General features: G+C 41.3%; 9 protein-coding genes and 1 pseudogene. 8 read left to right on the plus strand and 2 right to left on the minus strand.

Annotation, left to right across the window (positions count from 1 at the left end; translation table 11 throughout):
• The first annotated feature begins 1,472 nt into the window (after positions 1-1,472).
• Positions 1,473-2,864, plus strand: coding sequence for a PP2C family protein-serine/threonine phosphatase (locus tag HWQ44_RS29205; RefSeq protein WP_292725444.1), 1,392 nt, complete (start codon positions 1,473-1,475; stop codon positions 2,862-2,864).
• 762 nt (positions 2,865-3,626) lie between these two features.
• Here HWQ44_RS29205 and HWQ44_RS29210 read toward each other — a convergent pair.
• The gene (locus HWQ44_RS29210; RefSeq protein WP_292725445.1) at positions 3,627-4,910 is read right to left on the minus strand and encodes an ankyrin repeat domain-containing protein; all 1,284 of its coding nucleotides are present in this window, start codon (positions 4,908-4,910) and stop codon (positions 3,627-3,629) included.
• A 298-nt stretch (positions 4,911-5,208) separates the two neighbouring features.
• Between HWQ44_RS29210 and HWQ44_RS29215 the strand changes: the two genes are divergently transcribed.
• The 3 genes from HWQ44_RS29215 (at position 5,209) to HWQ44_RS29225 (ending at position 7,683) form a co-directional block, all read left to right on the plus strand.
• Positions 5,209-5,679, plus strand: a complete 471-nt coding sequence (locus tag HWQ44_RS29215) for a DUF4079 domain-containing protein (RefSeq protein WP_292725446.1) — start codon at positions 5,209-5,211, stop codon at positions 5,677-5,679.
• Positions 5,680-6,063: 384 nt separating this feature from the next.
• Complete coding sequence (locus HWQ44_RS29220) at positions 6,064-6,369, plus strand: DUF4090 family protein (protein WP_179065827.1); 306 nt, start codon at positions 6,064-6,066, stop codon at positions 6,367-6,369.
• Positions 6,370-6,720: 351 nt separating this feature from the next.
• A complete protein-coding gene (locus tag HWQ44_RS29225) occupies positions 6,721-7,683 on the plus strand; it encodes an aldo/keto reductase (RefSeq protein ID WP_292725447.1) in 963 nt (320 codons plus the stop codon).
• Positions 7,684-7,690: 7 nt separating this feature from the next.
• Here the strand turns inward: HWQ44_RS29225 and HWQ44_RS29230 are convergent, their stop codons facing one another.
• A complete protein-coding gene (locus HWQ44_RS29230; RefSeq protein WP_292725448.1) occupies positions 7,691-7,942 on the minus strand; it encodes a hypothetical protein in 252 nt (83 codons plus the stop codon).
• 131 nt (positions 7,943-8,073) lie between these two features.
• Between HWQ44_RS29230 and HWQ44_RS29235 the strand changes: the two genes are divergently transcribed.
• The 4 genes and pseudogenes from HWQ44_RS29235 to HWQ44_RS29250 form a co-directional block, all read left to right on the plus strand.
• Positions 8,074-8,445 (plus strand): hypothetical protein, encoded by a 372-nt coding sequence (locus HWQ44_RS29235; protein WP_292725449.1) that lies wholly within the window; start codon positions 8,074-8,076, stop codon positions 8,443-8,445.
• Positions 8,446-8,710: 265 nt separating this feature from the next.
• Positions 8,711-9,157, plus strand: coding sequence for a hypothetical protein (locus HWQ44_RS29240; RefSeq protein WP_292725450.1), 447 nt, complete (start codon positions 8,711-8,713; stop codon positions 9,155-9,157).
• Positions 9,158-9,883: 726 nt separating this feature from the next.
• A complete protein-coding gene (dxs, locus tag HWQ44_RS29245; protein ID WP_292725451.1) occupies positions 9,884-11,791 on the plus strand; it encodes a 1-deoxy-D-xylulose-5-phosphate synthase in 1,908 nt (635 codons plus the stop codon).
• A 497-nt stretch (positions 11,792-12,288) separates the two neighbouring features.
• Positions 12,289-12,455, plus strand: a pseudogene (locus HWQ44_RS29250) (calcium-binding protein); the annotation flags it as partial.

Genomic DNA, 12,455 nt, shown 5'->3' on the forward strand with positions numbered 1-12,455 from the left:
TTTGGAGTTAAAAATTTTTCTTGACAAACTGATAAATTTAGGGATAACTGATCTGGTATTATCACTTGAACTAACTAGAAACAGATCAAGTCCTAAAATCATGAGTTTGTCACAATAAATGGGTGACTTTTGCTAAGATTTCAAGCTAATGCCCTTTTTTCATGTCATGAATGAGCTTTTTAAATGTAGCAATACGGGTATTTAGTTGCAACATACAAAAGACCCTAGACTTGCATTTTGCAGTAAGTTAAAGGACAAACGAGAGGCTTCCCCCCACAAATCAACTATTGTGGGATGGACATCTGTCTGAGCGGGGAGTAGCGCCTTGGGAAACCATCGCGGTTGAGTCCAGCACTGGGGGAGGGTTTTCCTCCGCAGGTGACTGGTGTTAGCTATGGCGACTTGTACTCCTTCAAAGAAGCAAGTGCGTTAGCGAGTCGAGAGAGCAGCATGGTCTGCCTAGCTTACTGAAGAGTAGAGGTAGGAGTGTTAGCTGTTTGCCCAGCGCCTACCTCACGAGGAAGACGGCTTCCGAACATCATAACTTCGGAGAATCGTCCATTGTGGACTCAAAAAGCTAATTGGGGTAAGTAAGCTGGTTCAACACTCTCAGGTGTATTCTCATCGGCTACTGGTGAAAGTATCTACAAATATTTTTAGTAAATCCAGAGGTTTAAATTCTGAATGGTTAAAGGACAACACTCTTTCTAACTTTTGACTTAAAGTTTTTGGAGGATATTTTTTTTGATTTAGTGTTATCTTTCCTATTCATATCTTACACTTACCAAATGACTCACCCCTAAAATTAATTACAGAATTAATGGCTTAAGTCTGTTCCTGCTGACTGAAAATGTTGGGTTATCTCATTTTTATCCCGTTTCAATAAGTTGAAGTTTTGCATCTTCAGCAACTCAAAATTTGCAAAACGAGAAATTGAAAATGGAAAAGCTCAATCTTGGCAATTATCCCGGCAATTATGGTATACAAATTAAGTATTTGAAGACTTGTTTACATATTCTCAGGTTTCAAAATGAGTGTAAGTCTGTTTTTTACCAAACCAAGCTTGATTGAGCACTTTTAGGGGTTTTCACTCAAAAGACTTCTAGTCTCCTACTTGCCTCTGCCCAAACAATCACTCTGAAAGCGTTATAAATTATTCTTTGAGTAAAGTATTTATATGATTTTAGAGATATGCTTTGGGAATTAAGTGATGAAAAAATGAAAAACTTCATAAACTATTACCGAAAGTAGTAATTTTTACGGGTTGAGTTTGGACTAAAAATACATGATTTGAAATTACTAATATTCCATCAGAAATACAATAAGCAAATAAAATACTTATAAATTTTGCTTGTTACGTCTTTATACTCTTGTTAAAATGACAAGTCTTGTCTAAATATGGTTTAGCAATGCCAAAGCCAAAAGGTTTATAAGTAATCTAAAATCTGCCAATATAAAGTGCAATAGTACCTGTGCCTGTGTCTCAACTGCCCTCTCAACCCACTGATAACAATACTAGTGCCGCGACGGATGTCACACCGATCGTGGCACTCAAAGAACTTGTGGCCAGGTTGCACCGGGAACAGAACAAAATTCAAGATTTGCTAAGTTCTTTAGGATTTGCCCTGAGAAGTTTCAATAACTTGAATCAGTTTTTGGAACTGATCCCGCTGATGGCAACAAGAGTGACAGATGCAGACGGCAGCGCCTTGTTTCTCTACAAACCTAATGGTCAAGTCAGGTTAGAGCAGTTACATTGGCAAGATAGTGGCCAGCGCAAGAATATCCGCAAAGCGCTAGAAATAGCCAGCAGTCAAATCACACTTATGCCCAATACTGCCCCTCTAGCGAATGCTACGGGGATTTTAGATGACCAAATGCATCGCTATTTGGGGCCAGATGTGCAAATCTTTGGTACAGCGATTCTGGTAAAGCATACAGAACGGGGATGGCTTTATGTCTTGAGCCGCGATCCAGAATATAGTTGGACAGAAACTAGGCAAAAGTTAGTTAGGTTAGTGGCAGACCAAACAGCAGTAGCGATCGAAAACGATGAACTAGCTGTAGAACTAAGAAAAAAAGAACGCCTAGACCAAGAACTAGAAATTGGCGCAGAAATTCAACGGCGACTTCTACCACGGCAATGCCCCACAGTCCCTGGTGCAGTCCTGGCGGCACGCTGTAAACCTGCCAATCGTGTTGGCGGAGACTACTACGATTTTATTGCTACCAATCACAATAAGATCCAGCCCAAGACCAAAGGCGGCACGGAAACTAGTCGCTGGGGTTTGGTTATTGGAGATGTGATGGGCAAAGGTGTTCCGGCTGGGCTGATTATGACGATGATGCGGGGAATGCTACGGGGAGAAGTGCTACATGGTAATTCCCCAGCCGGAATTCTGCAAAACTTAAATAGAGTTATGTATGCGGATTTGGAAAATTCCCACCGATTTGTAACGCTATTTTACTCAGAATATAATCCCCACAGCCGAATTTTGTCTTATAGCAATGCTGCACACAATCCTCCCTTGTGGTGGCACGCAGCTACAAAAACTGTCAGCCGTCTAGATACTCTAGGAATGCTAATCGGTTTGGATGCTAACAGCCAATATGAAGATGCCCAGGCACAGTTAGAGCCTGGAGATACAATTATTTACTATACAGATGGTTTGACTGATGCTGCTGCCGCTGGTGGCGATCGCTTCGATGAAGACAATTTTGTTGCTAGCTTCAATACGGCTTGTAAGTACTGCAATGGGCCAGAGGAGATTGTGGATTATCTATTTGACCAAGTTCAGCAATTCATCGGTGCTGATAAACAAAACACTGATGATATGACACTAGTTGTTCTGCAAATTTTATAAGAGCAGGCAGGAGGAAAGAATTATGAATGAAAACTTTCTTTAGACAAGCTCAGGAACCATAGTTCTGGGTCATCACCCAGTTTAAAAGGAAGAATTATATGGAGCCGAAAGTGCCGCTAGAAACAATACTTCCACAGCCTATAAGTTCCATGCTATTAAATATGGGTTACTCAAGCGGGACTGCCTCCTAGCTCCTGAAAGAAGTCTTAGCCATTTTTGCTTGGTCAAGTCATGAGTCACTGTTTAGGATTATGGTGACTGGGGATTCACCACAGTGATTCTACTAAATTTAATTTTTTATTTATTTTTTCTTTAACTTTTCGGAGGAACGCCCAAATGATTGCATATCAACCTTTTTTGGTGACTTGTTTGTATTTAGCCTTTTGGATGATACATAAAAAATGATCGTTAGAATACTTTTCTGCTCAACTAAAAACTATATATTTTGCACATCTAGCACAGTAGGAAACGCCAAGGGGGAGAGCAGGTAAAAGGTAAAAAGTAAAAGGTAAATTTACTTCTTCATTTTTGCTTTCTTTCTATCCTTGTCACGCAAGCATTTAGCCTGCTCCCTCTTGGCGTTTTAATTTTTCTTTTCTCCGCCGTAGCAAGTTCACAACAGCTACGACGGAGTTTTGCTTTGTTTGTTTCTTAAGTCTAAACTTGGTTGTTTTAAACTTGCTTGGTATTTAAGTAGATAACCTTCATTTAATGATTTGTCAAGATATTTCTGAAAAAATTTTAGATGAAAAATTCAGATGGCTATTCTTGCGCCCCAGCTTTTTGCAGACTCCGCACTACATTCTTATAACCATTAAATTCTGCAATCATCAAAGCAGTATAACCACCCCGGTTTTTCAAATTAACATCTGCCCCAGCTTGCAGTAATAACTGCACAATTTCGTCATAACCTGCTGAGGCAGCCCACATCAATGATGTTGCCCTCGCTGAGTCTTGAAAATTAACATCTGCTCCCTTTGCCAGCAGCAAATGTATAATCTCTGGGTGCTTGCGTTCGGTTGCCTTGATCAAAGCAGTTTTGCCATCATCCCCTGGAATGTTGGCATCAGCACCATAGTCTAGCAAGACTTTCACTGTTTGAGTGTGTCCTTGTGATGCAGCCAACGTCAAAGGTACTTCACCAAGATTTTTTCCATTAATATCTCCGCCAGAATGCAGTAACACCTCGACAATTTGGCTGTGTCCCTGCAATGCGGCTACAAGCAGTGGCGTATCACCCAGGTGATTCCTAATTTGGACATCTGCACCCCTATTAAGTAACACTTGCACGACATCAATGTAGCCTTCTACAACAGCAAGATGTAGGGCAGTTTCACCATCTTGGTCTTGGAGATTAATTTCGGCACCTCGATCTAGTAAAGCTGCTACGATCGCACTGTGTCCAACCGCTGCTGCTGCTGATAGGGCAGTTCCAGCATCGGCGTTTTTCACATGCACATCAGCCCCTGCTGCTAGCAGTGCTTCTACAATCTCCAGATGTCCTAAGTCTGCCGCTAGCATTAAGAGTGTTTCACCCTCCTGATCTTGGATATTGACATCAACACCAGTTTGAAGAATTGCTTCTAGAACTTCTATTTTTCCCTGCTTAACTGCGAGTTTCAACGCAGTATCATCATCTTTATCTGCGATCTTAACTTGGGCACCAGCAGCCAATAAGATTCGCACTACATCGATATGACCTTTAAGGACTGCTGCCATTAAAGCTGTGCTGCCATCTTCATTTGTGGCATTTACATCAGCACCTTTGGATAATAAAAGCTGCACAATGTCAAGCTGTTTGGCACTAGCCGCCAACATTAAAGCCGTCAAACCATAGAGTTTTCTGGACAAGTTGATATTTGCCCCGGCATCCAGCAGCGATCGCACAATTTCGGTGTAGCCTAAATTGGCAGCAAACATTAACGCCGTCGTGCCTTGGCGATCGCACGCGTCCACCCTCGCACCAGCAGCCAGTAGCGCCCACAGTCCCTTAATATCGCCACTTTTAGCAGCTTTTAGCAGCACAGTCTCGTTGTTTTCAGTCATGGATCAGATCCCATACAGGGGATTTTGTTCGTCTACCCTCAAAATTTAGTCTGAGATTGTTTATCCACTTTGGCAAGAGGGTTATGCAATTAAAAATTAAAAATTAAAAATTAAAAATTAAGAAATGCAGTCTTGGCAAGCATTCTATCTATTGACTGGATGCAATTTAAAGCTAATGTAGGCTTCACTCTTGTCTTCCGGCCTCATCCCTTAGTCTCTTTTTATTTGTGCAACTTTAAGCACAGAAAATAGAGTTATGCTAATTTTTATGAAGATTTAAGAATTAGGCGAGAACACCATGAATCTGGAACTTTCTGCATCGGTAAAATATTGGCTGAACTTCTTTCATCCGGTGCTCATGTGGGCGCTATTAGTACTCTCAATTTATGCTGGCTATTTGGGACTGCAAGTACAGCGTACCAGAAATGCTCAGGGGGAAGAAAAGAAAGAACTGATCAAAGGTAAATATAACGTCAGACATTACCAAATGGGGTCTATACTCCTAGCTTTGATGGTGACAGGTGCGATCGGAGCTATGGCTGTCACTTACATCAATAATGGCAAATTATTTGTCGGATCTCACCTGCTAGCAGGGCTGGGTATGACGGGTCTAATTGCATTTTCTGCTGCTTTGTCTCCTTATATGCAAAAAGGAGCAAATTGGGCGCGTGCAACTCACATTTTAATAAATTTCACGCTTTTGGGACTTTTTGCTTGGCAGGCTGTTACTGGGGTGCAAATTGTCCAAAAACTTCTCACTCAAGCATAGTTAAGTAGTCAGGAGTCATATCAACGCTAGTACGTGGCGAGTGGCGATCGCCCCGTTAAGACAGTAACTCACATCTTGCACCAAGAAAAATTGATGTAATTTTATTACTCAGTAAAAAAGCAAAAGTCTTGATTTAGCGACAAAAGCCAATAAAAGTAATGTATCTTTATCGCCCATATCTTTACTTTACCTGGGGTTGTACGTAGAGGTGCAAGATATAAGGTAATGAACCACGGTTCATTAAGAGTTCGGATCATTTAGTTATGATTCCTACAGTTATTGCACCCCACACGCCAGTTGCTTTCAGCAGCGAAAAAGCTAGTAGGCAGCTTTGTGTCAGCAAGGCTGGTAAAATCTACCCATAGCGAAGAGGAGCAAATTACCATGCCTACCGAAACGAACTCAGGGAATCAAACTACTACTGGTGCTGATGCAATTGATGAAGCGATCGCACAAGGAATTGATTTTGATGGTTCTCCCATTCCACCTGCCAAGCTAGAACTTTATGGTAAAGTTATGGCGCTAGAAGGCAATAGACAGCGTAGTGGCGTATCTAATACTATGCGATCGCGCATTGTGCGAATTGGGGCAAAGCACATTCCCCAAGCAGAACTCGACCAATTACTCGTAGATGCTGATTTCGCACCCCTAAAAGAGAAAGAAATTGCCTTTTTCTATAGCGGTAAATAATTGTTGATGTTTTACAACAGTTTTCATTTATTTGAACTAAGTACGTTGTAGGGGCACAGCAATGCTGTGCCCTCAATACTGTTCGGTTAAGGCAAGAGACGAGATGAATCACACGCAAGAGACGTGATGAATCGCCGTCTCTACAATAATTAGTCTTTCGTTTTGATGGCTGTGCCCTCAATTCTTTACCTCACACATCCCAAATTGCCATCGGTATTTTGGCTTCTTGAGTCTTTATCCTGATCGGTTGGAAAAGTGTGTCTTCAGCAAGATATTGTCAACTTTACCTTGTGTTTGAATTTGCACATGGCTATATGTACTTAAGTAATAGCTGAAAGACTTGGAGAACACATGTCAGGAACTACGTCAAACTCAGAAATGCAATACCGAGTTATCGGCAGTACAGGAGAGAAAGTTTCCGCCATCGGATTGGGTGGTTGGCACATCGCCTTGAAGCACGTTGATGAGCAACTGGCTATCCGTATTGTGAGAACAGCCATTGATCGTGGCATCACCTTTATGGATAACAGTTGGGATTACAACGGTGGAGTCAGCGAGATTCGGATGGGAAAAGCGCTGCGCGATGGCTACCGAGACAAAGTATTTCTGATGACGAAAATTGATGGTCGCTCTAAAAAAGAAGCTGCAAAACAATTAGACGAATCACTCAAACGCCTGCAAGTTGATTACATCGATCTTGTTCAGCATCACGAAATGATTCGATACGAAGATCCCCATCGAATTTTTGACCCAGAAGGAGCGAATGCTGCCTTCATTGAGGCGCGGGAAGCTGGAAAACTCCGATACATTGGCTTCACTGGGCATAAAGATCCCCATATTCATCTACATACGCTGGAAGTTGCAGCTGCTCACGGGTTTAAATTTGATACAGTGCAGATGCCGCTAAATGTAATGGATGCCCACTACCGGAGCTTTGCAAAGCTGGTTGTGCCAGAACTTGTGAAACAAAACATCGGCGTTTTAGGGATGAAAAGCTTGGCAAACGGTATTCTTTTACGGTCAAAAACTGTAACGCCAATTGAGTGTTTACACTATGCTTTGAATCTGCCGACATCGGTTGTGATTACCGGAATTGACAGTATGGAGATTTTAGAGCAAGCCTTTGAAGCAGTGCGGACGTTCCAGCCAATGAATGACGAGCAAGTGCGATCGCTTTTAGCAAAAACAGCAGAAGCGGCATCACGTGGCGAGTTTGAGCCGTTCAAAACCTCATCAATCTTCGACAGCACTGCCCAAAATCCAGATTGGCTGGGAGAGGAACCACAGCGCATCCAGCAATTGATGTCAGCGTGATGCTTTCTTAGTCTTGTCTGTGGAGGAAGTTCACAGGGTGATACAACAATAGAACATCTTTCAGTTTAGTAATTGCGATCGCTACGCTATCTAATGTTGTAACCTCCTGCAATGCCATTGCATCGACTAACAATGCCATTGTTTTGACTGATAATGGCATTGCATCGACTAACAATGGCATTGCATCGACTAACAATGGCATTGCATCAACTAACAATGCCGTTGCATCGACTAACAATGCCATTGCATCGACTGACAATGCTATTGTTTTGACTTGCAAAAATTAACTCACGTTTTTTTAACCTTGTTCTATCTAAAAATCTCACTTTACTGTTAGGTTTTTCGTTCTAATGGGCACATTAAATATATACCCTATACTAGTATGTATATATGCCCGCCCAAGATAAAACCCGGCGTTTGCCCTCTCAATCAATTAGTCAAGATATAAACTCATTGCACGGCTTGCAAACCATCAGCACATACAACACAAACCGTACTGATGCCTCTGTAGCAAACTTACAGCAAGCTTATCAAGCTATGTTAGTGCAACAACAAGCCGAAACTGAAAAACTAACTTTATATCGTGCTGCTGCTGATGCTGCGCGATTAGCAGAATGGGAATTTCACAATGCTGTATTAGCCATGAAAGAAGTAATTCGTGGGCAATATGGCTCAGATAGCGATCAAGCCCAAGCAGTTGGATTTAAGAAAAAATCAGAACGCAAGCGTCCCAATCGGAAGAAGTCCGTTGCAATGGCGTAACCGCCCGCTAGAAGCGATCGCAAGTTAATTAACTAAAGGGCGATCGCTAATTTTTCTCTCGGTGCGATCGCCTATGTTCAAAAATTGTAAAATGTTGAATTCGACCTTTAATTCCCAAGAAATAATCTTTACTCAAAATTCAATCTATCAAAATAGTGAATTCATTTCATAACTATTGACGCCAGAACTTCTATCTAGAGATCGATATGGCTAATAAGCTAAATAAAGTAGAAATAGTATACTAAATCACATGAGATTGTATTGTATGAAATCCAATTATGTTGCAAAACAGCTTTCCACCGTAAAACGCTGGATGGCCACAACGCTGTTTTGTATGTTAGCGATCACTTTCGTTTGGCAAGGTGCATTTTTCTCGAACACCTCAGCAATGGCTGATCCTGCTGCAACCTTGATTGCATCCTCAGACGCAGGCGATCGCGCTCAAGATAAAGCTAGTAGAGATGCTGGACGAACCAAAAATTTCATTGATGATGCGGCAGATAAAGTTAAGGAAGCTGCCAGGAGCAATGCCAATAAAGTTGACCAATCAACAGACAATGGTAGCTTTATTGAGCGCAAAGCCAAGAATGATGCCGCTACAATTCAGAAGAGAGCAAATGAAGATGCATCTCGGACTAAAGAAGCAGTAGACAACACCAAGAATGTTGTTGAACGTACTGTTGAAAACATTAAGGATGCTTTTGGTAAATAGAGATATAGATATAGCAATCCTATTGGATTTGTAAAAATCGAAAGCTTTAAATTTCCGACTTCTTAAAGAAGTCGGAAATATTGTTGTTTGCGAATAATTTTGGAAAGTCTCTGGTTACGTGAATATTATTACAGCAATTTACAGGTATTTAACCATTGTGGTAGGGTAACACAGCTAGCTCCGCTTCACTACAGGGAATTATAGTTAAAATCTACTAATTACCCAGACATGACATTTAGATAAACTAATCGAGTAGCTTTAGATACATGTTTTCCTCGCTATAGGCAACTTGCGATCGCTGATAAAATTAGCTGTTGTCACCGCACAAGAGAAGAAACTATTGTTAAATATTTACCAGCAATTATGCTAGATATATAGTTATAAATAAAATATTTGACTTTCTTTTGTACTAACTTAAGATGGCAAAATAAAGTAATCTGCTTAGGGAACTCCCGCAAACTACTCCTATAAAAATTGTTTTTCTATACGAACTAAAAACAGTTTTTAAGTAGCATTACTTATTGCCAAATGTGTTATAACATTAACTGATTGCAATTTAATTTGACGAATTGTTAATGTATAACAAACTTTTCGCCATTAACAATTACGAAATTATACTTTCCACTACAACTTAGTAACAATGTTAAGAGTTTGATTCTGTGGACAACCCGACCGTGGGAAAATCAAAATACCGAGACTCGAAGTTAGAGAGGAAAACCTTATAATATGCATCTGAGCGAAATCACCCATCCTAATCAGTTGCACGGTTTATCTGTTCGCCAACTGCAACAGATTGCCCGTCAGATTCGAGATAAGCATCTTCAAACAGTAGCAGTTAATGGTGGACACTTGGGGCCAGGGTTGGGTGTTGTCGAATTAACACTAGGACTTTACCAAACACTGGACTTAGATCGAGATAAAGTGATTTGGGATGTAGGACATCAGGCTTATCCCCACAAACTGCTTACAGGACGTTACGATCGCTTCCACACCCTCAGACAAAAGGATGGAGTTGCGGGCTATCTCAAACGGGGTGAAAACAAGTTTGACCACTTTGGGGCTGGACACGCTTCTACAAGTATTTCAGCAGCATTGGGCATGGCTTTAGCGCGAGACTTGAAAGGAGAAAAATTTAAAGCCGTTGCTGTGATTGGTGATGGCGCACTGACTGGCGGTATGGCTTTAGAAGCCATCAACCATGCCGGACATATGCCGAAAACTAACTTGTTGGTTGTTCTCAACGACAACGACATGTCCATATCTCGCAACGTCGGCGCGATTCCCCGCTATCTCAACAAAATGCGCCTCAGCCAACCGGTGCAATTTATTAAAGATAATCTTGAGGAACAGTTAAAGCAAATTCCCTTCGTTGGCGAATCCCTCTCACCTGAACTCGGACGCATCAAAGAAGGTATGAAACGCTTGGCTGTTCCGAAGGTAGGTGCAGTTTTTGAAGAACTTGGCTTTACCTACATTGGGCCAGTGGATGGGCATAATCTCGAAGAATTGATTGCCACTTTCCAACAAGCACATCAGATAATAGGCCCAGTCTTAGTACATGTGGCAACAGTGAAAGGCAAAGGTTATGAAATTGCCGAACTAGATCAAGTTGGCTACCATGCCCAAAGCCCCTTCAACGTAGCAACTGGCAAAGCCATTCCTTCTAATAAACCCAAACCCCCGGCTTATGCCAAAGTCTTTTCTCACACTCTGGTGAAACTTGCCGAACAAAATCCCAAAATTGTCGGGATTACTGCGGCTATGGCAACGGGGACAGGTTTAGATAAACTTCAAGCAAAACTGCCGAATCAATATATTGATGTCGGCATTGCGGAACAACACGCAATCACCCTAGCAGCAGGACTTGCAACTGAAGGAATGCGCCCCGTAGCTGTTATCTATTCTACCTTCCTGCAACGCGCCTACGACCAAATAATTCACGATGTCTGCATCCAAAACCTGCCAGTATTTTTCTGCTTGGATCGAGCAGGAATTGTCGGTGCTGATGGCCCCACCCACCAAGGTATGTATGACATTGCCTATCTGCGTTGCATTCCCAACATAGCAATCATGGCACCCAAAGACGAAGCAGAAATGCAAAGCATGATAGTAACTGGTGTTAACCATACCAGTGGCCCCATCGCCATGCGTTATCCGCGTGGCAATGGTTACGGCGTTCCCTTGATGGAAGAAGGTTGGGAACCTTTGGAAATCGGCAAAGGTGAAATTCTGCGTACAGGCGATGACGTGTTAATCGTTGCTTATGGCACAATGGTCTATCCAGGAATGCAGGCTGCGGAAATTCTCAGCGAACATGGCATTGAAGCAACTGTAATTAATGCCCGTTTCGTTAAGCCTTTGGATACCGAGTTAATTTTGCCTCTAGCGAAGAAAATCGGCCGTGTTGTCACCTTAGAAGAAGGCTGTGTGATGGGTGGCTTTGGTAGTGCGATCGCTGAAGCTTTACTAGATGCAGATATTCTTGTTCCTGTCAAGCGATTCGGTGTACCAGATGTATTGGTAGATCATGCTGAACCCAATGAATCTAAGACAGACCTAGGTTTAACTAGTCATCAAATAGCAGAGAGAGTGTTGCAAGCTTTCTTTAAGCAGCAAGTATCTGTTGTAGTTTAGCTAATTCTTTGTAGAATGAATCGCCCATACTTGTTACTCAGGTGTGGGCGATTCCCTTTTGAAAACGACAAGTTTAATATCCGTAATATGATGTTTGGTTAAACCTTAGTCAATTACCGAAAAATATCAGGTATTAAATAATTACTTAAATTAATTTTTATTGCTTTATTATCTGTATACTTAATCTAGTTAATTACTACGATTATTATACTATCAATTCACTAGCAGCATCAATTTGGTAGCAAGCGATCGCTTGATATTTTTATGGGTTTAACGAATGAAGTTTAACCCCGTCTTTTGTTATGGTCTTTTTCAAAAAACAAACCATATTTCAATATTCAATCTATAAGAGTCTTTGTCAAAATTTCAAAACCAGAGAACAACATAATAATTAATATTCAATACTAAATATTGAGCTAAAAAATCATGTAATACGTATTACATAACATGATAAAGTATATCTGCATATCTTAAACCCAAAAAAGGCTAGTAAAACTATGGCTATTCAAGGAACAAACAATAACGATAATTTAGTCGGCACTTCTGGAAATGATACGATTGAAGGCTTAAATGGTAATGATAGCCTTTCTGGGCTAGGCGGAAACGATCAATTATTAGGTGGTTATGGAAGTGATACCTTGTATGGTGGTGCAGGAAACGATCA

Source organism: Nostoc sp. JL34 (genome assembly GCF_017114945.1).
Classification (GTDB): domain Bacteria; phylum Cyanobacteriota; class Cyanobacteriia; order Cyanobacteriales; family Nostocaceae; genus Nostoc.